The organism is Streptomyces sp. cg35, assembly GCF_050410835.1.
In the GTDB taxonomy this organism is placed as follows: domain Bacteria; phylum Actinomycetota; class Actinomycetes; order Streptomycetales; family Streptomycetaceae; genus Streptomyces.
On the sequence record NZ_CP191268.1, the window covers coordinates 521,050 to 542,639 of the forward strand.

Sequence of the window (21,590 nt, forward strand, 5' to 3'; positions counted from 1 at the left end):
GGTCAGCGCCGCTCCGCTACATGATTGTGTAGCGGGTGACGGCGTGGCGGGCTTGTGCCCGGCCCGCATTCGTGGCAGGGACGAGAGGCAGATGCGGGCCGGTGGACGCGGTGGTGTGGCGCAATCGCGCGATGGTCCTCTTCGACCGCATTCCGATGCCGGTGGCGGTGTGCGACCCGTACGGGGTCGTGCGCATCGTCAACGCCGCGCTCGCCGCCGAGTGGGGCACGACCCCGGGGCGGCTCAAGGGCCGCGACCTGCTGGAGCTGTTCGCGCCGCGCGACGGCACGCAGGTCGACCGGATCGTCGAGGCGCTGAAGCTGCGGCGCCGTTCGCGCTACACCGTGGCGGTGACCTGGCGGGCCGCCGACGGTGCGGGGCGCAGCGGTGAGCTGACGGTCGACCCGGTGAGCGAGACCCCGAACGCGCTGCCCGATCTGCTGGTGATGCTGCGGGTGACGGGCGAGTCCGCGCCGCGTCCTGCGCCGGCCCCGGTGGTGCTGCATCCGAACGAGGAGCGGATCCTCGCGCTGCTCGCGGCGGGCGCGACGACGGCCAGGGCGGCGCGTGAGACGGGTCTGACGACCGACGGTGTCACGTACCACCTGCGGCGCCTGTCGCAGCGCTGGGGCGCGTCCAACCGGACCGAACTGGTCGCCCGCGCCTACGCGTTGGGGATTCTGGAGCCGGGCGTGTGGCCGCCTCAGGTCAGGTCGTCGAGGCCGGGCACCGGTGCGCCGGAGGGGAATCCGGCGGTGATGTAGGCGTCGTACAGCTCCTTCCACGGCGCGCTCGCCCCGGTGTGCGGCCCGTCGGGGGCCTGGCCGCGGTCGGCTGCGTCGAGGGCGGTGAGGCAGACCTCCCAGCCTGCGGCGTTGCGTGCGGCGCCGTCGGCCGTCTCCAGGACATTGGTGAGGGTGAGACGGGTGCCTCCGTCGTCGAGCGGTTCGAGGCCGAGGCGGAGTTCGTCGCCTCCCCAGGTGTAGGCGAGGCTGCGCGGGGCGTCGGCGGCGAGGACGGTGCCGGTGGCCCCTTGCTGCGCCGCGTCCGGGGCGTCGGAGAAGAGAACGGTGGCTCCGGGCTTCAGCTCGTCCGCCCGGAACGGGGACGGGAACCAGTGCCGCAGCTCGGCCGGGTCCGTGACGTACCGCCAGACGCGCTCGACCGGCCGCGCGTAGGTCCGGGTCAGGCGGACGGCGGGGCGCCCGTCGTCCAGGGTGAGGTAGGTGCCGGTGAGGGTCGTCATGCCTGCGCCTTCCGTGGTCCGCGCGGGACGTCCCCGCGTTCCGGGGTGCCCCAGGTCCTGCGAGCCTCTCACCGGGCGCCGGCCGGCGCTCGCGGTGCGGTGGTACGGGGGCCGTTTCCCGGGCAGGCTCGACACCGTGGCCCACCCATGGATCCGGCTCTGGAGGGAGACTCCGTGAACGGCAACGACGCGTACGGAAAGAAGGGCTTCAAGCGGTCCCGCAGTCACTTCGCGGACCGGATCACGGCCGACGGCCGGGACGGCTGGCCGGTGGAGGCGGGCCGCTACCGGCTCGTCGTGAGCCTCGCCTGTCCGTGGGCGAGCCGCGCCCTGGTGGTGCGGCGGCTGCTCGGCCTGGAGGACGCGCTGTCCCTGGCCGTCACCGATCCGATCCAGGACGACCGCAGCTGGCGGTTCACGCTGGACCCGGACGACCGCGACCCGGTGCTCGGCATCCGCTACCTCAGCGAGGCGTACGACGCCCGGGAGACCGGCTATCCGGGCGGTGTCAGCGTGCCCGCGATCGTCGACGTACCGTCCGGCGAGCTCGTCACGAACGACTTCCAGCAGCTGACCCTGGACCTGGAGACCGAGTGGACCGCGCTGCACCGCGCCGGCGCTCCCGATCTGTATCCGGAGCCGCTGCGCGAGGAGATCGACGCGGTCATGGAGGACGTGTACCGGGACGTGAACAACGGCGTGTACCGCGCCGGGTTCGCGACGAAGCAGAGCGAGTACGAGGACGCGTACCGGGATGTGTTCGCACGCCTGGACGCGGTGTCCGAGCGGCTGGCGGGGCAGCGCTTCCTCGTCGGCGACACGATCACCGAGGCGGACGTGCGGCTGTTCACGACGCTGGTGCGCTTCGACGCCGTCTACCACGGCCACTTCAAGTGCAACCGGAACAAGCTCACCGAGGACCCGGTGCTGTGGGCGTACGCGCGGGATCTGTTCCAGACGCCGGGCTTCGGCGACACGGTCGACTTCGACCACATCAAGCGGCACTACTACCAGGTGCACTCGGGCATCAATCCGACGGGGATCGTGCCGCTGGGGCCGGATCTCTCGGGCTGGCGGGCGCCGCACGGACGTGAGCGGCTGGGCGGGCGGCCCTTCGGCGACGGAACACCGCCCGCGCCTCGGTAGGGTCGGGGCGTACGCCACCCAGGTCACGGAGCCGCCATGTCCCGCCCTTACGTGCTGTTGTCCGCCGCCGTCTCGCTCGACGGCTGCCTCGACGACACCGGGCCCGAGCGGCTGCTGCTGTCGGGGCCCGAGGACTTCGACCGGGTCGACGCGGTGCGGGCCGCGAGCGACGCGATCCTCGTCGGCGCGGGGACGCTGCGCGCGGACCGGCCCCGGCTGCTGGTCAACTCCGCCGAGCGGCGTGCCCGGCGGGTCGGCGAGGGGCGCCCCGCGTACCCGTTGAAGGTGACGGTCAGCGCGTCCGGTGACCTGGACCCCGGGGACCCATTCTGGACGACCGGGGGCGAGCGGCTGCTGTACACGACGGACGAGGGCGCCCCGCCGGCCCGCAGCCGCGTGGGCGAGGTGGCGGACGTGGTGCCGCTCGGCCCGGTGGTCGACTGGGCGGCGCTGCTCGACGACCTCGGCGCGCGGGGCGTGGGCCGGCTGATGGTCGAGGGCGGGGCGCGGGTGCACACGCAGTTGCTGCAGCTCGGGTTCGCGGACGAACTGCGGCTCGCCGTCGCGCCGTTGGTGGTCGGCGCGCCGGACGCGCCACGACTGTTCGGGCCCGGCGCCTATCCGGGCGGCCCGCGCGGGCGGATGCGGCTCCTGGACTCGGAGCAGGTGGGCGACGTGATCGTGACGCGCTACGCGCCGACCGTGCCCGGCGCCACGGACGCGGCGACGGCGGCGGACCGGCACTGGCTGCGGCTCGCCTGCGAGCTGGCCGCCGACTGCCCGCCGTCCGAGACCGCGTTCAGCGTCGGCGCGGTGATCGTGGCGGCCGACGGCACGGAACTCGCGCGGGGCCACTCCCGGGAGGCCGGCGACCCGGTCGTGCATGCCGAGGAGGCCGCGCTCGGCAAGCTCGCCGCCGACGATCCGCGCCTGGCGACCGCCACCGTGTACAGCAGCCTGGAGCCGTGCGCCCGCCGGGCGTCGCGGCCGAAGCCGTGCGCGCGGCTGATCGTCGACGCGGGGGTGCGTCGGGTGGTGACGGCGTGGCGGGAGCCCGACACGTTCGTGCCGGGCGCCGACGGGATCGGGGCGCTGGCCGGGGCGGGCGTCGTGGTCGCGGAGGTGCCCGAGCTGGCCGAGGCTGCCGTGCGCCCCAATCGGCACCTGGTCACCGCCGGACATCAGGAGTAGCGGGCCGCGGGAGTTCGCCGCCGACCTGCCGCGCCCCGCTGGACGACCACGACCGCGGCGAGCCCCAGGGCGAGCCCGAGCACGGTGCGCACGCCGAACGGTTCGCCGAACATGAGCGCTCCCCATACCGCGGTCACCGGCGCCATCAGGAACATCAGGGTGTTGACCTGCGTCAGTCCCCGCCGGCGCAGCACGATCCAGTACAGGCCGTAGCCGCCGAACGTCGACAGGCCCACGAGCCAGGCGATCGCCAGCCAGAACGACGGCGCGGCGGGCGGCGCCGTGCCACCGGTGGCGGCGGCCAGGGCGGTGAAGATCACGGCGCTCGTGGCGCAGTGCACGGTCAGGGCGGCCATCGGTTCGACGGGCGCGGGCGAGCGGCTCTCGACGAACGTCGCCGCCACCAGCGCCAGCATCCCGAGGAAGGGGATCAGGTACGCCCACCCGGCGACGCCGGTGACGGCCGCCGCGTCGGCCGTGGTGACGACGGCGACCCCGGCCACCCCCAGGCACAGTCCGAGCCACTGACGCGCCGTGACGTACTGGCGCAGCAGCGGTCCGGCGAGCGCGCCCGCGACGAGCGGCTGGGTGCCGTCGATCAGGGCGGTGGTGCCGCTGGAGACGCCGAGCTGGATGGCGTAGTAGACGGTCAGCAGATAGCCGCTCTGGGAGAGGACGCCGACGACGATCTGGCGTCCGGCGTCGCGGAGCGACAGGCCGCGCCACCAGCGCCGCCCCGCCGTCGCGGCGACGGCGCCGAGGACCAGCGCGAGCGGCAGGAACCGCCACATCAGCGTGGTCACGGCGGCCGCCTCGTCGGCCCCGAGCTTGGCTCCGATGAAACCGGAGCTCCAGGTCAGGACGAAACCTAGGGACAGAAGGACGTTCATGGCGTGGGCACCGCCTTGTGAGCGCGGGTATCGGATGTCGATGTCGATGTCGATGTCGATGTCGAGCAGAGGTATACAGATCTGTTTACCTGACGTCACTATACAGATCGGTTTACTCTGGAGGCATGCCTACGAAGACCTCAGGCCCGCCGACCGTCGATCCGGACCGCCCCGACCTCACCCCGGCCGCGCGCCGCGTCCTGGACACCGCATCGCGGCTCTTCTACGAGCGGGGCATCCATGCCGTGGGCGTCGACCTGATCGCGGCGGAGGCGGGCGTCACGAAGAAGACGCTCTACGACCGGTTCGGCTCCAAGGAGCAGATCGTCGTCGACTACCTGGCCACGCGGGACGCGCGCTGGCGGGCCTTCCTCGCGGCGCACCACGACCCGGCCGCGCTCAGCCCGTCCGAGCGGGTGCTGGCCGTCTTCGACGCGTCGAAGGAGTGGATGGCGGCCCACAGCGGCAAGGGCTGCAGCATGGTGAACGCGCACGCCGAGATCAGCGATCCGGCGCATCCCGCGTACGCGGTGATCGCCGGGCAGAAGCAGTGGACGCTGGAGCTGTTCACCCGGCTCGCCCAGGACGTATCGCCGGACGCGGCACGGGAGTTGGGGCGTTCGCTGATGTTGTTGCACGAGGGTGCGCTGGTCTCGGACGGTCTGGATGTCTTCCCGGACGCGTTCGGGCGGGCGCGCCGTCTGGCGGCGTTCCTGCTCTCCGCCGCGCAGGAGGCGCGATGACCTGGGAGCCGGACGGGCCCGGCGTGCTGCGCCTGCCCTCGGGGCGGCTGGTGCGCGGCCGGGGGCTGCGCGCCCCGCTGCCGCCCGGTCCGCGCGCGGAATTCGGCGTGTACCTCCTCGGCCGTCGGCCGCCGCCCGTGGACTGGGAGTCGGCCTGGCTGCACTGGCCGGACTTCCGGCTGCCGTCCGATGCCGAGCGCGCCCGCGCCGTGCTGCACGAAGCATGGCGGCGGTGTGCCGACGCACGCGTGGAAGTGGCGTGCGCGGGCGGCCGGGGCCGGACCGGGACGGCGCTCGCCTGCCTCGCGGTGCTGGACGGGGTGCCGGCCGCCGAGGCCGTCGCGTACGTGCGCCGGAACTACGACCGGCGCGCCGTGGAGACACCGTGGCAGAAGCGCTACGTCCGCCGGTTCACCGTCCCGGAAAATTGAGTTGCGCCGCGCCGTGACCCGCTGCGCACCATAGGCGCGTCACACCTTTCGCCGTTCAGGAGACCCGCATGCGCCGATTCCTCGAAGCAGTTCAGCGACCCCGCCGGACCATCGTTTTCGAGGACTCGACCTTCCATGCAGACCCCGCAGGCTCGCACGACCCTGAACATCGGCATTCTCGCCCACGTCGACGCCGGTAAGACCAGCCTCACCGAGCGGCTCCTGTTCGACACGGGTGCCATCGACCGGCTCGGCAGCGTCGACGGCGGCGACACCCGCACGGACACCGGCGCGATCGAGCGGCAGCGCGGCATCACGATCCGCTCGGCCGTCGCGGCGTTCACCGTCGGCGACACCCAGATCAACCTCATCGACACCCCGGGCCACTCCGACTTCATCGCCGAGGTCGAGCGGGCCCTCGCGGTGCTCGACGGGGCCGTCCTGCTGATCTCCGCCGTGGAGGGTGTGCAGGCGCAGACGCGCGTGCTGCTCAAGACGCTGCGGCGCATGGGGCTGCCCACGCTCGTGTTCGTCAACAAGATCGACCGGGCGGGTGCCCGCGTCGCCCCGCTGCTCGACGACATCCGCCGCCGGCTGACCCCGCACGTGGTGCCGCTGAGCGACGTACGGGACGCCGGTACGCCGCGCGCCGCCGTCACGGCCCGCCTTCTCGACGACCCGGCGGTGCGGGACGCGGCCGCCCGGACGCTCGCCGAGGTGGACGACACGATCCTGGCGGCACTGGTGGACGGGCCGCCGCCGAGTACCGCGACCGTGCGCGCCGCGCTGGCGGCACGGACCGGCGACGGCACGGTCCACCCCCTGCTGTTCGGTTCGGCGATCGGCGGCCAGGGAGTCACCCAACTGGTGGATGCGGTGCGGGCGTTCCTCCCGGCCGCCCCACGGCCCGGGCCCGCGCCGGCAGAGCCGACCGGCACGGTCTTCGCGGTGCGGCGCGGGCCCGTCGGCGAACGGATCGGCTATCTGCGCCTGTACGGAGGTGAAGTGAGGGCACGTCAGAAGGTCACGTTCCTCAGGCGTGACGCCGAGGGCGGTTCGGAGCGGATCTCCGGACGGCTCACCGGGCTCCAGGTCGTCGGCCCCGGCGGCGACATCGCAGGGCCCGGCCAGATCGCCGAGGTGCGCGCCACGGCCGGGATCCGCGTCGGCGACCGGCTGGGTGAACTCACCGGTGACGGGGCGCGGTTCGCGCCGCCGACGCTCGAGACCGTGGCCCGGGCGGTCCGCCCCGGGCAGGGTGCCGCGCTGCGGGCGGCGCTGCTCGAACTCGCGGACCAGGACCCGCTGATCCATGCCCGCCCGGAACCCGACGGCAGCACCGAGCTCCTCCTCTACGGGGAGGTCCAGAAGGAGGTCCTCGGGGCCACTCTGGCCCAGGAGTACGGCATCGAGGCGGAGTTCCGGCCGAGCCGCGTCCGCTGCCTGGAGCGGCCCGCCGGCACGGGTGAGGCGGTCGAGGAGATGGGGCACCGCAGCACGACCGGGCTGCCCGCGACCGTGGGGCTCCGGGTCGCACCGGGACCGCTCGGCTCCGGGCGCGTCTTCTCGTACGAGACCGAACTGGGCGCTCTCCCCAGGGCGTTCCACCAGGCCATCGAGGACACGGTGCACGCGATCCTCGCCCGCGGCGGGCCGCAGGGCCATGCGGTGACGGACTGTCATGTGACGTTGATCCGCTCGGGGTTCGACTCCCCCGTGAGCGTCGCCGGCGACTTCAGGACCGTGACCGCGCTCGTCGTGCGCCGGGCCCTGGAGCGGGCCGGGACCCGGGTCTTCGAGCCGGTGCACTCCTTCGAGGTCGAGGTGCCGCTGGACACGCTCGCACCGGTGACCGCCCGACTGTCCGCACTCGGAGCCGAGTTCGGTGAGACCACGGGCGGCCGGGAGACGTGGCTGATCACCGGGGAGTTGACGGCGCGCAGGGTGCGGGAGATGGAACTGGCCCTGCCGGGTCTCACGCGCGGCGAGGGAGTGTGGTGGTCCCGGGTGTCGGGCGACCGGCTCGTCCGCACGCCCGGGGCGCTGCCCAAGGCGTGATCCGTCGATACGGTGGAACTAGACCTCCTGGGAAGGGAGGTATCCGTCATGACGTCGAGGGCTCTGCCACTGCCCCGTTGGGCGAAAGCCGTGGGTGTACTTGTCGTGGTGCTGGTGCTCGTCTTCACCGGGCTGCGCCTGGTGGACCGGTTGGACGTGTTCGGCACCGAGACGCACGACCGGTCGGGACCCGCGCTGCTCAAGTCGGTGCGAGATCTGAGCCGTTACGATGCCGCGTCCGGGAACTTCCAGGTCGTGGTCGACCTGGAGAAGGACACCAAGTACCTCCCGGACGCGATCCGCGGGACCCGGACCCTGTACATCGGGGCCGGCAGCGTGGACGCGTACGTGGACCTCGGAAAGGTCGGCTCCGGGGACGTGAAGGTGAACGACGAGCGGACGTCGGCGACGCTCAAGCTGCCGCATGCGCGGCTGGGCGACCCCGCGCTCGACACGGACCGGTCCTACGCCGTGTCGAAGCAGCGCGGTCTCCTCGACCGGCTCGGGGACCTGTTCTCCGACAACCCGAACGACGAGCGGGCCGTGCGCAAGCTCGCCGCCCGGCACATCGGTGAGGCGGCGCGGGACAGTGGCCTCACCGGACGTGCCGAACGCAACACGACCGACATGCTGAAGGGGTTGCTGCGCTCACTGGGGTTCAAGGACGTGCGGGTGTCCTTCGGAACGTGAGCCCGGCGCCCTCGCGGGCGACGCCCCGCCCTCCGGGAACGGGCCCTCAGGCGCGCGTCGCGATGATCACCGTCGCGTAGAGGTCGTCGTCCTGCGCCACCCGTGGCCGCAGACCGGCGGAGCGGACGGCCGCCTCGGCGGCCGCGGCCTGGCGGTCGCTGGTCTCCACGAACAGCCGGCCGCCGGGCGCCAGCCAGCGCGGCGCCCCGGCGGCCACCCGGCGCAGAATGTCGAGTCCGTCGGCGCCGCCGTCCAGGGCCATGCGCCGCTCGTGGTCGCGGGCCTCGGGCGGCAGCAGCGGCACGTCGTCCGTGGGGACGTACGGGCCGTTGGCGATCAGGATGTCGACCCGGCCCGCCAGCTCGGGCGGCAGCGGCTCGTACAGGTCCCCCTCGTGGACCTCTCCCCCGAGCGGCTCGATGTTGCGCCGGGCGCAGCGCACCGCGGCCGGGTCGAGGTCCGCCGCGTGCAGCCGCGCGGGGCGCAGGTCGGCGAGCGCGGCGGCGACGGCGCCGCTCCCGCAGCACAGGTCGACGACGACGGCGCCCGGCGGGGTGAGCGCGTGTGCCTGGCGGGCCAGGAACTCGGTGCGGCGGCGGGGTACGAAGACGCCCGGGTCGACCGCGATGCGCAGGCCGCAGAACTCGGCCCACCCCACCACGTGTTCGAGGGGCAGTCCGGCGGCGCGGCGCTCGACCATGGCGGTCAGTTCGGCCGCGTCCCGGGCGCTGGACAGCAGGACGCGGGCCTCGTCCTCGGCGAAGACGCAGCCCGCGGCACGCAGGGTCGCGACGACCGGCGAAGGGTCTGCGGGGACATCGGAGGACGGCACGGAACGGGGCGACGGGGTTGCCGGCGGAAGCGACATGGCTGGTGGGTGACCTCTCGGGATACCGATGGGGCTCCCGGGCGCCGCACGGCCGCCGTCCCGCTCAGAGCGAACGGAGGGCTCGTACGACAGGAGAAGGGAGCTCCCGACCTGACACAGCGGTGATCGGACTCACCTCCTCGTTCCCTCGTGGCGCTGTTGGGCCCGGTCACACTACCTCACCGGACTCCGCGTCCGATTTCCGCCGGCATCCTCACGCGCCCGCGACCAGTGTGGAGACCGTCGGCGGACGCACGGTCCCGGACCGACCCTTATGCGAGTGGAACAGGAACGCCTCCCATGACCAGCACCTCTCTCGGCACGGCACAGGACCGGCTCGACGCCCTCGACTGGGCCGAACTCGCGGGAGAACTGGACGAGTTCGGCAGCGCCCTGACGTCGCGGCCGGTGCTCGCTCCGGACGAGTGCCGGTCCGTCGCCGCTCTCTACGACGACGCGGCACGGTTCCGCTCGACCGTCGACATGGCCCGGTACCGGTTCGGCCGGGGCCAGTACCGGTACTTCGGTCACCCGCTGCCCGAGCCGGTCCGGGAGCTGCGCGCCGCGTTCTATCCGCGGCTGCTGCCGATCGCGCGGTCCTGGGCCCGGCGGCTGAACCGGCCCGCGCCCTGGCCGGACGACCTCGGCACCTGGCTGGAGCACTGCCACGCGGCGGGCCAGACCCGGCCGGCGCCGATCCTGCTGCGCTACGGGCCGGGCGACTGGAACGCCCTGCACCGGGACCTGTACGGCGAGCTGGTGTTCCCCCTCCAGGTCGTGATCGGCCTCGACGAACCGGGCGTGGACTACCGCGGCGGCGAGTTCCTCATGACCGAGCAGCGGCCGCGCGCCCAGTCGCGGGGCTTCGCGACGACCCTGACACGGGGGCACGCGCTGGTGTTCACGACCCGGGACCGGCCGGTGCGCTCGGTGCGCGGCTGGGCGAACGGCCCCATGCGGCACGGCGTGAGCACGGTCCGCACAGGCCGCCGGCACACGCTGGGGCTCGTCTTCCACGACGCCGAGTGACCGTGCTCCGAGCATGCCCCCCCCATGAGCGACGCTCGCTTTTGCCGACCGGTCGGACATATCGTTGCTTAAGCGGATGAATCGGACGGCTGGGGGTCGCCATGGTCCAGGAACTCCTGATCGCGGGCGCGGCGGCCGGCTCGGCCTGTCTGGTGTACGTCGCGGCGGCGGCCCGCGTGGTGAAGCAGTACGAGCGCGGAGTCATGTTCCGTCTGGGGCGGCTGTCGGGCGGTGTGCGCTCGCCCGGGTTCACCCTGGTGGTGCCCGGGGTGGACCGGCTGCGCAAGGTCAACATGCAGATCGTGACGATGCCGGTGCCCGCGCAGGACGGCATCACGCGGGACAACGTCACCGTACGGGTGGACGCCGTCATCTACTTCAAGGTCGTCGACGCGGCGAACGCGGTCGTCCAGGTCGAGGACTACCGGTTCGCCGTCTCCCAGATGGCGCAGACCTCGCTGCGGTCGATCATGGGCAAGAGCGACCTCGACGACCTGCTCTCCAACCGCGAGAAGCTCAACCAGGGCCTGGAGCTGATGATCGACAGCCCGGCCATCGGCTGGGGCGTACAGATCGACCGCGTCGAGATCAAGGACGTGTCGCTGCCCGAGTCGATGAAGCGGTCGATGGCCCGGCAGGCGGAGGCCGACCGGGAACGGCGGGCCCGCGTCATCAACGCCGACGCCGAACTGCAGGCGTCGAAGAAGCTCGCCGAGGCCGCAGGGGTGATGTCCGAGCAGCCCGCCGCGCTGCAACTCCGGCTGCTCCAGACCGTGGTGGCGGTCGCCGCCGAGAAGAACTCGACGCTGGTGCTGCCCTTCCCAGTGGAGCTGCTGCGCTTCCTGGAACGCGCTCAGCAGCAGCCGTCCGGCGTGGCGCCTCCTACCGGCCCGCCCGGCGCAGGGCCCGGTCCGTCACCGTGAGGGCCACGAGCAGGACACCCAGGACGGCCGAGGCGGTCGCCATCAGGTGGAGTCCGGCGTCGTCGGCCCGCTGACCGTAGGCGAGAGCGATCAGGCTGGAGGCGGTGATGGCGCCGATGTACTGGGCGGTGCGCTGCAGGCCCGCGGCGGCGCCGATGTCGGCGGCGGGTGCGTACTCCTGGACCGCCGCCTGGTTGCTGGTCCCGATGAGGCCCTGCGGGATGCCGAAGCAGGCGCCCGCGAGGAGCAGGACCGCGAGCGGGGTGTCCCCGGACACGAGGGTGAGCAGGCCCGCCCCCGCGGTGAGCAGGACGCACGCGACGGTGAGCGGGGCGCGGATGCCCTTGGTGCGGGCGCCGAGCAGGGAGCAGACCAGTGCGGCGACGGACATCGGCAGCATCAGCAGGCCGGTGTGCCCGGAGGAGTAGCCGCGCCCCTCTTCCAGCCACTGGGTGTATCCGTACATGACGCAGTAGATGAGCAGGTAGCTCACCCCGTGGCGCAGGTAGGTGCGGGCGAGCGGGCCGTTGCCGGCGAGCATCCGGATGTCGATGAACGGGGTGCGGCAGCGCAGTTGCCACCACAGCAGTGCGGCCGTGAGGACGGCGAAGGGGGCGAGCAGCCACCACATGGGGTGGGCGAGGTCCAGGAGGAAGAACACCAGCACGGTCAGCGCCGTGGAGAACAGGCCGATCCCGAGCGGGTCGAGGGCGAGCCTGGGGGCCGGGCCGCTGGCCGTGGCCCGGGGCGGGTCGGCGGGGATCCAGGCGAGTGCGCAGGCGAACGCGACGGCGGCAACGGGCACGTTCACCGCGAAGATGCCGCGCCAGCCGACGACGGTGACCAGCAGTCCGCCGAGCGTCGGACCGACGGCCGCGCTGCCGAGCGCGGCGAAGGACAGCCGGGCCATGACCGGCCGCGGCGGGCGGCGGCCCACGCGGCGCCCCTCGTCCCGCAGGACGGCCATCGCGGCGGGGTAGGCGGCGGAGGTGCCGATGCCGAGCAGCAGCCGGGAGACGATGAGCCAGCCGAAGGTGGGGGCCAGGGCGCCGACGAGCCCGGAGGCGCACACGACGACGAGTCCGGCGAGGAAGACGCGGCGCGGGCCGAGGGCGTCGGCGAGTTTGCCGAGGACGGGCTGGGCGACGGCGCTGGCGAGGTAGAGGACGGAGATCAGCCAGGCCGTGTCGGCGGCGCCGATCCCGAAGTGGTGCCCGATCGCCACCAGCGCGGTGGAGATCATCGTGGTGTTGAGCGGGTTGAGGACCGAGCCGAGCAGCAGCGGGGCGGTGAGCCGGGCCCGGAATCCGGTCTCCGCCGGGGCGGACTCCCGGGGGACGGTGACGCGGGTGGCGGCTATGTCGCTCGCGTCACCGCTCACTTCTGCACCAGCCGCTCGAGGAGCAGGGTCGCTTCGGCGAGGGTGCGGCGCTCGGCGGCGTCGAGCTCGGAGGAGAGGGCCTGGGCGAGCCAGCCGTGCTTCGCGGCGCGCACGGAGTCCAGGGTGGCCCGGCCGCTGTCGGTGATCGACATGACGGACTGCCGCCCGTCGTTCGGATCCGGCGAGCGCGTCACGAAGCCCTGTTCCTCCAGGGCACCGATCGTCAGGCGCATGGACTGCGGGCGCACGTACTCGGAGCGGGCGAGCGCGGCTGTGGTGGCGGGCCCTTCCGTGCCGAGGCGCGCCAGGACCGTGCGCTGGGTGGGGGTGAGGAGGCTGTCCGGCGACGCGCTGCGCAGTCGGCGCGAGAGCCGCCCGACGACGGTGGCGAGGTCGGCGGCGATCCGCTCGGTGGGCGGCTCGGCGGCCGCGGGTCCCTGCGTTCCTGACATGCCTCCACCGTAGGAGATAGACAGGCAGCCTTGCAAGTTTTCCTTACGATCCCCGCGATTCCCTGAGGTCAGGGCTCCAGCGCGCCGAGCAGGGTCCGTGCGCACAGGTCGCGCACCTGCGCCCGGGTGAGCTCCCGCCCGTCGAGCCAGTCCAGGCAGACGGCGACGAGGAAGGCCAGCCAGCCGCGCACGGCCAGGCGCAGCACGGCCGGTTCCGGGAGCCGGCCCACGAGCTGCGGGTCGGCCTCGATGGCGGCCATGATCTGTGCCTCGTGGGCGGCGAGACCCTCCCGGTACACGGTGCGCACCGTGGGATCGCCCGCCGCCTCGGCGCGGTGGAAGGCCCGGAAACCCTCCGCGTGCGAGGCGACGTACTCGAGGAACGTGTCCAGGCCGGTCCCCAGCTGGTCACGGACCGGAACGCCGGGGACGGCCGCGGTCAGCCGCAGCATCCTGGCGCTCTCGCGGCGGACGACGGCGGCGAAGAAATCCCGCTTCGTCGGGAAGTAGTGGTACAGCAGTCCGCGCGAAACACCCGCGATCTCGGCGACCTGCTCGATCCAGACGTCGTCGTACGGATCCTGCGCGAACAACGTGGACCCCACGGACAGCAGTTGCTCCCGCCGCTCCTCGGTGCTCAGCCTGCGCCGGGTCCGCTCCCCCGACGTCCGCGCTCCCCCTCGCTCTGCGCTCATGCGGGCACCTTACTGGACGTCCGTCCGCTTACTTGACGTCGGTTCAACAACGGGACCACACTGTGGCGCATTATTGAATCCACGTCTAACAAGGTGCGGATGCGGTCTCAACCAGCCGCGCGCGCAGGGGAGATGGGCACGATGGCGCAGGTGACGCAGACGGCGGGGAGCGTGCTGCCCCGGGGCTTTCGCAGCGCCGAGCAGGGCTGGCCGCGCCTGGACCGGATCCCGCACCCGCCGCGCCGGGTGCCGCTGATCGGCGATGTGGTGGGCGCCAACGTCCGCACGCCGCTGCAGGACTCGATGCGGATCGCGGCCGAGCTGGGGCCGATCTTCCGGCGCAAGGGGTTCGGCAAGGAGATCGTGTTCGTGGCGGGCGCCGAGCTGGCCGCGGAGCTCGCGGACGAGTCGCGGTTCGCCAAGCACGTCGGGCTCGGGGTCGCGAATCTGCGGCCGGTGGCCGGCGACGGACTGTTCACGGCGTACAACCACGAGCCCAACTGGCAGCTGGCGCACGACATCCTGGCGCCCGGCTTCAGCCGTGAGGCGATGGCCGGCTACCACCCGCTGATGCTGGACGTGGCGGGGCAGCTGACGGCCGCGTGGGACGCGAGCGAGGCGGCCGGGCGGACCGTGGACGTGCCCGGGGACATGACGAAGCTGACCCTGGAGACCATCGCGCGCACCGGGTTCGGGCACGACTTCGGGTCGTTCGAACGCGAGCGCCCCCATCCGTTCGTGACGGCGATGGTGGGCGCGCTGTCCTTCGCCCAGCGCCGCAACGTCGTGCCGCCGCTGCTGTCGGTGCTGCTGCGCGGCGCGGAGAAGCGGAACGCCGCGGACCGCGCGTACCTGAACCGGACGGTCGACGAGGTGATCGCCGCGCGCCGTGCCTCGGGCGGCGGCCCCGGCGATCTGCTCGACCGGATGCTCGACGTGGCGCATCCCGAGACGGGCGAGCGCCTCACGCCGGAGAACATCCGTCGCCAGGTCATCACGTTCCTGGTGGCCGGGCACGAGACGACGTCGGGCGCGTTGTCGTTCGCGCTGCACTATCTCGCGCAGGACCGCGCCGTGCTCGCGAAGGCGCAGGAGGAGGTCGACCGGGTGTGGGGCGACACGCCCACGCCCGCGTACGAGCAGGTGGCCAAGTTGCGTTATCTGCGCCGGGTGTTGGACGAGTCGCTGCGGCTGTGGCCGACGGCTCCGGCGTTCGCGCGGGAGGCGGTCGCCGACACGACGCTGGGCGGGACGCACCCGATGCGGCGCGGCGCCTGGGCGCTGGTCCTGACGACGATGCTGCACCGCGACCCGGTGGCGTGGGGCGACGACCCCGAGTCGTTCGACCCGGAGCGGTTCGCGCCGCAGGCGGTGCGCGGGCGCCCCGCGCACGTCTTCAAGCCGTTCGGCACGGGGGCGCGGGCCTGCATCGGCCGTCAGTTCGCGCTGCACGAGAGCATGTTGGTGCTGGGGCTGCTGCTGCGCCGCTACGACCTGCGGGCGGAGCCGGACTACCGGCTGAGGATCACCGAGCGACTGACGCTGATGCCGCACGATCTGCGGCTGCGTCTGACGCGCCGCTGACTCTTCCGGCGAGCGGGCGGGCGCGCGGAGTCGGTCCGGGCGCCCGGTCGCGGCCACCGTCGCCCCGGGGCCGATCATCGCGAGCCCGCCCGTACCGCCCATCAGGGCCGTGCGCTGACGGGTTCGGTCATGCTCGGATCATCCCGTGCGGCCCGCGGGTGCACGAGAGCGGCTTTCGCCCTGGGCCGCCGGGCCGGTCCGGCGCCCCGGGGCGGCCGACCGCGCACCGGCCGGCGCTATTCGTCCGCCGCCGACTCCATGGACGCCACGTCCAGCACCCCGTCGAGTTCGGCCAGGACGGCGACCAGTTCGGGGACTCCCGCGGCGCCTTCGATCTCCATGCGCACGGCCATGGTGCCGGGCCGGTCGGGCCGCTCCTCCCACTCGGTGCGGTCGGTGCGCAGTTCCACGACGCGGAAGCCGCGGCTCGTGCACTCCTCCAGGACGCGGGTCAGCACGCTGCTGCCGACCCGATGGGCGAGATGCAGACCCGAGCGCCGTTCGGTGGCCAGGGCGGGCACGCGCCGGCTCAGCCAGGGGTAACCGCGCACGACCAGGAAGTGGCAGGCGGTCGCCGCGAGGGCGAGCAGAGGCAGACCGCCGCCGCAGGCCATCCCTATGGCGCAGGTCAGCCAGACCGTCGCGGCGGTGGTGAGACCGCGTACGGCATCCCGGCGGACGAAGATGAGCCCGCCGCCGATGAACCCGATGCCGGAGACGATCTGCGCGGCGACCCGTGACGGGTCGAACGACACGCCGTCGAGCCCGAGCACGGAGTTGAACCCGTGCTGGGACACCTCCATGAACAGGGCGCTGCCCACGCCGACGAGCGTGTGCGTACGCAGCCCCGCGCTCTTCTGCTGGACGGCGCGCTCCGCACCGATCAGGGTGGACAGCACCAGTGCGAGCCCCAATTCGGCCAGTTGCCGGGCGCCTTGGCCCGCCGCGGGATCGAACAGGGGAACTGCGAGCGACGACAAAAGCGGATCCTTCCTTTCCGTTCTCACCCTGGCGCGCGGCTCAGGGCACTCACGAGGCTAGTCCCGCCCCATTGGAGAGGGATTGTCAGACCCGTGCGCAAGAGTGGGAGGCATGAACGGGATCAGGAACCTCGGCAAGCAGGGTCAGCAGACGAAGCACCACGAGGTGGCGGCGGCACAGGCGTGCCTGCGGCTGCTCCACACGGCGCGCGCGGCGCTCTCCGGCACGGAGCCACCGGCGACCGCGTCCGTGCTCGCCGTGCCGATCGCGGAGGCCGACGAGGCACTCCTGCGCGCCGGTCTCGCGGGCAACGAGGGGTGGCTGCTGGATCGGATCTACGACCTGGGCCTCGGGCCGCAGGCACCGTAGGATCCGAGGGCCGTCGCACTGGGGGGAGTCGACGGGCCGGTCAGGGCCGGGCACTCCCCCGTGCTCGTCACCCGACCTGTCTGGAGCCCCAGTTGACCTCCATCGACGATGCCACCGGCCCCCTCGGGGCCGCCGGCTCCCCCGCCTACCGCCTCGACCCGGCGGGCGGCTGCCCGCACGCGCGCAACGCCCGCTTCCTGGAGCGCGGCGCGGTCGCGCCGGTCGTGCTCCCCGGCGACGTGCCGGGCATGGTCGTCCTCGGCCACGACGCGCTCAGGGAGTTCCTCGCCCACCCCGACGTCGCCAAGGACGCCCGCCACTTCACGGCGCTGGCCGAGGGCCGGATACCACCGGGCTGGCCGCTGCGCACGTTCGCGACGGTGCGCGGCATGACGACGGCGGACGGCGAGGACCACCGGCGACTGCGGTCGCTGGTGAGCCGCGCGTTCACGGTGCGCCGGGTGGAGGGACTGCGGCCGCGTATCGAGCGGCTCGTCGACGAGCTGCTCGACGGCGTCGCCCAGCAGGCGGCCGCCGACGGTGTGGTGGAGCTGCGGTCGCGGTTCGCGCTGCCGCTGCCCATGCGGGTGATCTGCGAACTCTTCGGCGTGGACGAAGAGTTCAGGGACCGTCTGCATCACCTGTCGAGCCAGATCGTCTCCACGGACACGACCCCGCAGGAAGCCCTCGACGCGAACAAGGAGATGGTGGCGGTGCTCGCCCAGGTCGCCGCGGCCCGGGCGAAGGAGCCCGGGGACGACCTCACGAGCGCCCTCATCACAGCGCGCGAGGAGGACGGCGACCGGCTCGGCCAGGAGGAGTTGATCGGCACACTCATCCTGTTCGTCATCGCCGGTCACGAGACGACGCTGAACCTGATCACGAACGCGGTACGGGCGCTGTGCGCGCACCGCGACCAGCTCGCGCTGGTGCGCGCGGGGACGGCGACGTGGTCGGACGTCGTGGAGGAGACGCTGCGCTGGGACAGCCCGGTCAGCTACTTCCCGTTCCGCTACCCGACCCGGGACCTGACCGTGGGCGGCACGGTGATCCCGCAGGGCACCCCGGTGCTCGCGGGGTACTCGGGCGCGGGCCGCGACCCGGCCGCGCACGGTCCGGACGCCGACCGGTTCGACCTCACCCGCCCCGCGAAGAGCCGGCATCTCTCGCTCGGGCACGGCGCGCACTACTGCCTGGGCGCGCCGCTGGCCCGGATGGAGGCGACGGTCGCGCTGGAGCGGCTGTTCACCCGGTTCCCCGCTCTCGATCTCGCCGTGCCACGGGAGGAGCTGCCCGCGAACTCGGGTTTCATCGGCAACAGCGTGCGGCGGCTGCCGGTCCGGCCGGGACCCGACGCCGAGGCCGACGCCGACGGGCGGTGACACTGTCCGCATGGACCACATGGATCACCCCCGTACCGACGCCTACCTGGCCCGCATCGGGGCGGCACGCCCGGCCGCCCCGACCGGCGAGGCGCTGCGCGCCCTGCACCTGGCGCATCTGCGCACCGTGCCGTTCGAGAACCTCTCCGTGCACCTGGGCGAGGACATCACGCTCGACACCGACGAGCTGGTCGCCAAACTGGTCGACCGGCGACGCGGCGGCTTCTGCTACGAACTCAACGGCGCGTTCGCCGCGCTGCTCACCGCCCTCGGCTTCGAGGTGACCCTGCTGCAGGCGCGTGTCGTGGGCGAGGGCGGCACGCTCGGCATCCCGTACGACCACATGGCGCTGCGGGTGCGCGACGCCGAGGGCGCCGACTGGCTCGCCGACATCGGATTCGGCACGCACACGCACTTCCCGCTGGCGTACGCGGAGCGCGGCGACCAGAGCGACCCCGGCGGCGTCTTCCGCGTCGAGGACGCCGCCGACGGCGATCTGCTCGTGCTGCGCGACGGGGAGCCGCAGTACCTGCTCGACCAGCGCCCCCGCGCCCTGCGGGACTTCGACGCGGGCGCCTGGTACCACCGGACCTCATCCGCCTCGCACTTCACCCGGTCCCTGGTCTGTTCGCTGCTGACCGAGGACGGGCGGATCACCCTCAGCGGTCATACGCTCACCACGACGGTGGGCGAGGAGCGCACCCGCAGCGAACTGCCCACGGACGCCGCGGTGCTCAAGGCCTACGACCAGCACTTCGGTATCGTTCTGGACCGCCTCCCGGGGGAACCGAACATCGCTGAGGGCTGACCTCGTCCGGTCCCCGCTGGTTATGCTGCCGCCGAAGCGTTCAGCGAAGCGCTCAAACGAACAGCGGGTGACGAGGGGGCCATCAGCATGCGCGAACCGGTCGATCTCAGGCGGCAGCGGATCCTCGCCGTCGTGCAGTCGCGCGGCGCGACCCGGGTCAGCGATCTCGCAGCGGAGCTCGCGGTGTCGGTGGTGACGCTCCGCCGCGACGTGGAGGAGCTGGCCCGCGAGGGCAAACTGCGCCGCGGTCACGGAGTGGCCCGCCCGGTCCTGCCGGAGACCGAACGGGCGGCGGTCCCCGCGCCGCCGCCCACCGCGGACGGCGGCCCCGTCGCGCTCGTCGTCCCCGAGCGGCACGCCTACCTGTACGAGGCGCTGCACGGCGCGCGCACCGCTTTCGAGGAGGCCGGTGTCCGGATCGCGCTGCATATCGCACCGACCGCACCGGGAGCCGAACAGCCCATCGTGGAGCGGGCGTTGGCCGAGGGTGCGCGCGGTCTGCTGATCGCCCCGCGCTGGCGCAGCAGCGCGACGGAGGAGGCGGACTACGCCTGGCTGTCGCGCCTGGAGGTACCCGCCGTCGTGATGGAGCGCAGGCCGCGGCGCGGCAGCGCGCTGCACGCCGTGGACACCGTCTGCACGGACCACTGGTACGGCGTCCACCTCGCCGTCGAGCACCTCACCGGCCTCGGTCACCGGCGCATCGTGCTCGCCGCGCGCGACGACAGCCCGACGGCGCGGGCCATCCGCGCGGCGTTCACCGAGATCACGGCGGAGCACGGGGACGTCGACAAGTGGGCGGTGGCCCTCAGTTCGCCCGGCGCGGCCCCCGATCCCGGAGCGGAGAGCGCGGAGAAGGCGATCGAACTCCCGGCTCTGTTGGCCGAGTTGGGGGCGACGGCTGCCTTGCTGCACGGCGACGTGGACGCGTTGATGCTGGTACAGGCGCTGCGGGACGGCGGGGTGCGGGTCCCGGAGGACTGTTCCGTGATCGCGTACGACGATGTGGTCGCGGCGCTCGGCAGTACCCCGCTGACCGCCGTGTCGCCGCCGAAGGCGGATGTCGGCCGGGCGGCCGCGGAGCTGCTGCTGCGCCGCCTCTCCGACCGCAGCGCCGCCGGCGGCTCCGCGGGTCCGGTACGGCGTCTGGAGCTGTTGCCGGCGCTGGAGGTCCGCGGCTCGACGACCCGGGCGCCGGGCACCTCCGCCGTCCCGGCGTCAACTCCCGCTTCGGAATGAGCGTTTGACCGTTTCAGTTTCTTCTGATCGATCTATTGACCAGGTCCGCTCAGCCGATCAGTATTCCCGTGACTCGAACACGCAGGAGCCGCGGGAGGCGCCCATGCCTGGTCGACAGAGCCGTCGATCCGTGCTCGCCGCGATCACCGCGCTGCCGCTGACGGGCGCCCTGAGCGCCTGCGGCGGGAACGACAGCGCGTCCATTCGATCCGGGAGCACCAGCAAGTCCGGTACCAAAGGCACGACCACCATCACGTTCTGGTCCGCGCTGCGCGGCAGCCAGGAAGTGGTGGACGCGTTCAACAAGACGCACGACCACATCAAGGTCGTCTTCGAGCAGATCCCCTCCGGCACGCAGGGCGGGTACCTGAAGCTCAGCAACGCGGCACGGGCGGGCAACGCCCCCGACGTCGCCACCATCGAGTACCCGCAGCTGCCGGGGTTCGCGATCGACGGTGTCGCACGGGACATCACCTCGATGATCAGCGACGAGCTGCGCTCGAAGCTGCTGCCGCAGTCGCTGGGCCAGACGACGTTCGAGAAGCACACGTACAGCGTGCCCCTCGACATCGAGCCGATGGTGATGCACTACCGCAAGGACCTCTTCGGCCACTACGGCTTCGACGTCCCCACCACCTGGGACGAGTACGCCGAGCTCGCGCGCAAGGTGCGCCGTACCGGCGGGGGCCGCAGGATCGCCACCTTCCCCACGGACGGGATGACGCAGTTCGCCGCCTGGTCCTGGCAGGCGGGGGCCACGTGGTTCGACACGTCGAAGGGCGCGTGGAACGTCTCCATGGCGGACGCGCCGACCCGGAAGGTGGCCGCCTACTGGCAGCGGCTCATCGACGAGGACCTCGTCTACGTCAACTCCTCCACCGCCCGTCTCTACGACGCGCAGATCGGCAACGGCCTGGTCCTGACCCGGCTCAGCGGCGCGTGGGACGCGGGAGCGCAGATGAACGCCCGGCCGGAGCAGAAGGCCAAGTGGCGGATCGCACCACTGCCCCAGTGGACCCCCGACCGGCCCTCGCTCGGCACGCACGGCGGCTCGACGTTCGCCGTGACGAAGAACAGCTCCCACCCCGAGGCCGCCCTGGAGTTCATCGAGTGGCAGGTCTCCCACCCCGACGCCCTCAAGGCGCGGCTGTCGAGCGGCGCGAGCAGTCAGTACCCGGCGGCGACCGAGCTCATCGAGGTGGGCCGCGCCGCGTTCGACCGGACGTACTACGGCGGCCAGGACATCTACGCGCTGTTCGAGGAGGAGGCCCACAAGATCCGCGACGGCTGGGTGTGGGGTCCGCGGATGACCGCCACCGCCTCCGTCATGCAGGACTCGTTCGCCCGCGCGGGCGCCGGTTCGGGCACCGTCCTGTCGTCCGTGCGCGCCGCGCAGGAGGGCACGATGCCCGACCTGAAGGCGCTCGGTCTCGCCACCACCCAGCACTCGACATGACCGCCCGCACCCCGAAAGGCAGGTGACC

General features: G+C 72.9%; 22 protein-coding genes. 15 read left to right on the top strand and 7 right to left on the bottom strand.

What is annotated here, in order from left to right:
* Positions 1-131 precede the first annotated feature (131 nt).
* On the top strand, positions 132-764 hold the full coding sequence (locus ACQUQD_RS02630; RefSeq protein ID WP_428957431.1) for a PAS domain-containing protein: 633 nt from the start codon (positions 132-134) through the stop codon (positions 762-764).
* Here the strand turns inward: ACQUQD_RS02630 and ACQUQD_RS02635 are convergent.
* Positions 704-1,246 carry an SRPBCC family protein gene (locus ACQUQD_RS02635; RefSeq protein WP_428950265.1) on the bottom strand — a complete coding sequence of 181 codons (543 nt, stop codon included), beginning with the start codon at positions 1,244-1,246 and terminating at the stop codon, positions 704-706. The genes ACQUQD_RS02630 and ACQUQD_RS02635 overlap by 61 nt on opposite strands.
* Before the next feature lie 147 nt (positions 1,247-1,393).
* Between ACQUQD_RS02635 and ACQUQD_RS02640 the strand changes: the two genes are divergently transcribed.
* Both ACQUQD_RS02640 and ACQUQD_RS02645 read left to right on the top strand, forming a co-directional pair.
* Positions 1,394-2,392, top strand: a complete 999-nt coding sequence (locus ACQUQD_RS02640; protein ID WP_428950266.1) for a glutathione S-transferase family protein — start codon at positions 1,394-1,396, stop codon at positions 2,390-2,392.
* Between the two features lie 36 nt (positions 2,393-2,428).
* Complete coding sequence (locus tag ACQUQD_RS02645) at positions 2,429-3,583, top strand: dihydrofolate reductase family protein (protein WP_428950267.1); 1,155 nt, start codon at positions 2,429-2,431, stop codon at positions 3,581-3,583.
* Here ACQUQD_RS02645 and ACQUQD_RS02650 read toward each other — a convergent pair.
* A complete protein-coding gene (locus ACQUQD_RS02650; protein WP_428957432.1) occupies positions 3,574-4,473 on the bottom strand; it encodes a DMT family transporter in 900 nt (299 codons plus the stop codon). The two genes, ACQUQD_RS02645 and ACQUQD_RS02650, sit on opposite strands and share 10 nt — an antisense overlap.
* A gap of 125 nt (positions 4,474-4,598) precedes the next feature.
* Between ACQUQD_RS02650 and ACQUQD_RS02655 the strand changes: the two genes are divergently transcribed.
* The 4 genes from ACQUQD_RS02655 to ACQUQD_RS02670 all read left to right on the top strand — a co-directional run bounded on the left by ACQUQD_RS02655 (position 4,599) and on the right by ACQUQD_RS02670 (position 8,395).
* Entirely contained in the window at positions 4,599-5,216 is a 618-nt protein-coding gene (locus ACQUQD_RS02655) for a TetR/AcrR family transcriptional regulator (RefSeq protein WP_428950268.1), read from the top strand.
* The gene (locus tag ACQUQD_RS02660; RefSeq protein ID WP_428950269.1) at positions 5,213-5,647 is read left to right on the top strand and encodes a protein-tyrosine phosphatase family protein; all 435 of its coding nucleotides are present in this window, start codon (positions 5,213-5,215) and stop codon (positions 5,645-5,647) included. Before ACQUQD_RS02655 ends, ACQUQD_RS02660 begins: the two co-directional genes overlap by 4 nt.
* A 135-nt stretch (positions 5,648-5,782) precedes the next feature.
* Positions 5,783-7,705, top strand: coding sequence for a tetracycline resistance ribosomal protection protein Otr(A) (otr(A), locus tag ACQUQD_RS02665; RefSeq protein ID WP_428950270.1), 1,923 nt, complete (start codon positions 5,783-5,785; stop codon positions 7,703-7,705).
* 48 nt (positions 7,706-7,753) lie between these two features.
* On the top strand, positions 7,754-8,395 hold the full coding sequence (locus ACQUQD_RS02670) for a DUF4230 domain-containing protein (protein ID WP_428950271.1): 642 nt from the start codon (positions 7,754-7,756) through the stop codon (positions 8,393-8,395).
* Between the two features lie 46 nt (positions 8,396-8,441).
* Here the strand turns inward: ACQUQD_RS02670 and ACQUQD_RS02675 are convergent, their stop codons facing one another.
* Positions 8,442-9,263 (bottom strand): putative protein N(5)-glutamine methyltransferase, encoded by an 822-nt coding sequence (locus ACQUQD_RS02675; protein ID WP_428950272.1) that lies wholly within the window; start codon positions 9,261-9,263, stop codon positions 8,442-8,444.
* 300 nt (positions 9,264-9,563) lie between these two features.
* Here ACQUQD_RS02675 and ACQUQD_RS02680 point away from each other — a divergent pair, with 300 nt between their 5' ends.
* Entirely contained in the window at positions 9,564-10,292 is a 729-nt protein-coding gene (locus tag ACQUQD_RS02680; protein WP_428950273.1) for a 2OG-Fe(II) oxygenase, read from the top strand.
* 101 nt (positions 10,293-10,393) lie between these two features.
* On the top strand, positions 10,394-11,215 hold the full coding sequence (locus ACQUQD_RS02685; protein ID WP_428950274.1) for a slipin family protein: 822 nt from the start codon (positions 10,394-10,396) through the stop codon (positions 11,213-11,215).
* Here ACQUQD_RS02685 and ACQUQD_RS02690 read toward each other — a convergent pair.
* The 3 genes from ACQUQD_RS02690 to ACQUQD_RS02700 all read right to left on the bottom strand — a co-directional run bounded on the left by ACQUQD_RS02690 (position 11,175) and on the right by ACQUQD_RS02700 (position 13,743).
* Positions 11,175-12,596: an MFS transporter gene (locus ACQUQD_RS02690; protein WP_428950275.1), complete on the bottom strand. Its 1,422-nt coding sequence runs from the start codon at positions 12,594-12,596 to the stop codon at positions 11,175-11,177. The genes ACQUQD_RS02685 and ACQUQD_RS02690 overlap by 41 nt on opposite strands.
* Positions 12,593-13,048: a MarR family winged helix-turn-helix transcriptional regulator gene (locus tag ACQUQD_RS02695; RefSeq protein ID WP_428950276.1), complete on the bottom strand. Its 456-nt coding sequence runs from the start codon at positions 13,046-13,048 to the stop codon at positions 12,593-12,595. Before ACQUQD_RS02695 ends, ACQUQD_RS02690 begins: the two co-directional genes overlap by 4 nt.
* Positions 13,049-13,116: 68 nt before the next feature.
* Entirely contained in the window at positions 13,117-13,743 is a 627-nt protein-coding gene (locus ACQUQD_RS02700) for a TetR/AcrR family transcriptional regulator (RefSeq protein ID WP_428950277.1), read from the bottom strand.
* 141 nt (positions 13,744-13,884) lie between these two features.
* Between ACQUQD_RS02700 and ACQUQD_RS02705 the strand changes: the two genes are divergently transcribed.
* Positions 13,885-15,327 carry a cytochrome P450 gene (locus ACQUQD_RS02705; protein WP_428950278.1) on the top strand — a complete coding sequence of 481 codons (1,443 nt, stop codon included), beginning with the start codon at positions 13,885-13,887 and terminating at the stop codon, positions 15,325-15,327.
* 236 nt (positions 15,328-15,563) lie between these two features.
* Here ACQUQD_RS02705 and ACQUQD_RS02710 read toward each other — a convergent pair whose 3' ends face one another.
* Positions 15,564-16,307 (bottom strand): MgtC/SapB family protein, encoded by a 744-nt coding sequence (locus ACQUQD_RS02710; RefSeq protein ID WP_428950279.1) that lies wholly within the window; start codon positions 16,305-16,307, stop codon positions 15,564-15,566.
* A gap of 112 nt (positions 16,308-16,419) precedes the next feature.
* Here ACQUQD_RS02710 and ACQUQD_RS02715 point away from each other — a divergent pair, with 112 nt between their 5' ends.
* The 5 genes from ACQUQD_RS02715 to ACQUQD_RS02735 all read left to right on the top strand — a co-directional run bounded on the left by ACQUQD_RS02715 (position 16,420) and on the right by ACQUQD_RS02735 (position 21,562).
* Positions 16,420-16,677, top strand: coding sequence for a hypothetical protein (locus ACQUQD_RS02715; RefSeq protein WP_428950280.1), 258 nt, complete (start codon positions 16,420-16,422; stop codon positions 16,675-16,677).
* 92 nt (positions 16,678-16,769) lie between these two features.
* The gene (locus ACQUQD_RS02720; RefSeq protein ID WP_428950281.1) at positions 16,770-18,059 is read left to right on the top strand and encodes a cytochrome P450 family protein; all 1,290 of its coding nucleotides are present in this window, start codon (positions 16,770-16,772) and stop codon (positions 18,057-18,059) included.
* 19 nt (positions 18,060-18,078) lie between these two features.
* A complete protein-coding gene (locus tag ACQUQD_RS02725) occupies positions 18,079-18,867 on the top strand; it encodes an arylamine N-acetyltransferase family protein (RefSeq protein ID WP_428957433.1) in 789 nt (262 codons plus the stop codon).
* 87 nt (positions 18,868-18,954) lie between these two features.
* Positions 18,955-20,106, top strand: coding sequence for a substrate-binding domain-containing protein (locus ACQUQD_RS02730; RefSeq protein ID WP_428950282.1), 1,152 nt, complete (start codon positions 18,955-18,957; stop codon positions 20,104-20,106).
* Positions 20,107-20,209: 103 nt separating this feature from the next.
* Entirely contained in the window at positions 20,210-21,562 is a 1,353-nt protein-coding gene (locus ACQUQD_RS02735) for an ABC transporter substrate-binding protein (protein WP_428950283.1), read from the top strand.
* Positions 21,563-21,590 lie beyond the last annotated feature (28 nt).

What these genes read in the sequence shown, in the direction of transcription:
- ACQUQD_RS02630 (WP_428957431.1), top strand. Translation starts at nt 132, where the DNA reads ATGGTCCTCTTCGACCGCATTCCGATGCCGGTGGCGGTGTGCGACCCG.
- ACQUQD_RS02635 (WP_428950265.1), bottom strand. Translation starts at nt 1,246, where the DNA reads ATGACGACCCTCACCGGCACCTACCTCACCCTGGACGACGGGCGCCCC.
- ACQUQD_RS02640 (WP_428950266.1), top strand. Translation starts at nt 1,394, where the DNA reads ATGGATCCGGCTCTGGAGGGAGACTCCGTGAACGGCAACGACGCGTAC.
- ACQUQD_RS02645 (WP_428950267.1), top strand. Translation starts at nt 2,429, where the DNA reads ATGTCCCGCCCTTACGTGCTGTTGTCCGCCGCCGTCTCGCTCGACGGC.
- ACQUQD_RS02650 (WP_428957432.1), bottom strand. Translation starts at nt 4,473, where the DNA reads ATGAACGTCCTTCTGTCCCTAGGTTTCGTCCTGACCTGGAGCTCCGGT.
- ACQUQD_RS02655 (WP_428950268.1), top strand. Translation starts at nt 4,599, where the DNA reads ATGCCTACGAAGACCTCAGGCCCGCCGACCGTCGATCCGGACCGCCCC.
- ACQUQD_RS02660 (WP_428950269.1), top strand. Translation starts at nt 5,213, where the DNA reads ATGACCTGGGAGCCGGACGGGCCCGGCGTGCTGCGCCTGCCCTCGGGG.
- ACQUQD_RS02670 (WP_428950271.1), top strand. Translation starts at nt 7,754, where the DNA reads ATGACGTCGAGGGCTCTGCCACTGCCCCGTTGGGCGAAAGCCGTGGGT.
- ACQUQD_RS02675 (WP_428950272.1), bottom strand. Translation starts at nt 9,263, where the DNA reads ATGTCGCTTCCGCCGGCAACCCCGTCGCCCCGTTCCGTGCCGTCCTCC.
- ACQUQD_RS02680 (WP_428950273.1), top strand. Translation starts at nt 9,564, where the DNA reads ATGACCAGCACCTCTCTCGGCACGGCACAGGACCGGCTCGACGCCCTC.
- ACQUQD_RS02685 (WP_428950274.1), top strand. Translation starts at nt 10,394, where the DNA reads ATGGTCCAGGAACTCCTGATCGCGGGCGCGGCGGCCGGCTCGGCCTGT.
- ACQUQD_RS02695 (WP_428950276.1), bottom strand. Translation starts at nt 13,048, where the DNA reads ATGTCAGGAACGCAGGGACCCGCGGCCGCCGAGCCGCCCACCGAGCGG.
- ACQUQD_RS02700 (WP_428950277.1), bottom strand. Translation starts at nt 13,743, where the DNA reads ATGAGCGCAGAGCGAGGGGGAGCGCGGACGTCGGGGGAGCGGACCCGG.
- ACQUQD_RS02705 (WP_428950278.1), top strand. Translation starts at nt 13,885, where the DNA reads ATGGCGCAGGTGACGCAGACGGCGGGGAGCGTGCTGCCCCGGGGCTTT.
- ACQUQD_RS02715 (WP_428950280.1), top strand. Translation starts at nt 16,420, where the DNA reads ATGAACGGGATCAGGAACCTCGGCAAGCAGGGTCAGCAGACGAAGCAC.
- ACQUQD_RS02725 (WP_428957433.1), top strand. Translation starts at nt 18,079, where the DNA reads ATGGATCACCCCCGTACCGACGCCTACCTGGCCCGCATCGGGGCGGCA.
- ACQUQD_RS02730 (WP_428950282.1), top strand. Translation starts at nt 18,955, where the DNA reads ATGCGCGAACCGGTCGATCTCAGGCGGCAGCGGATCCTCGCCGTCGTG.
- ACQUQD_RS02735 (WP_428950283.1), top strand. Translation starts at nt 20,210, where the DNA reads ATGCCTGGTCGACAGAGCCGTCGATCCGTGCTCGCCGCGATCACCGCG.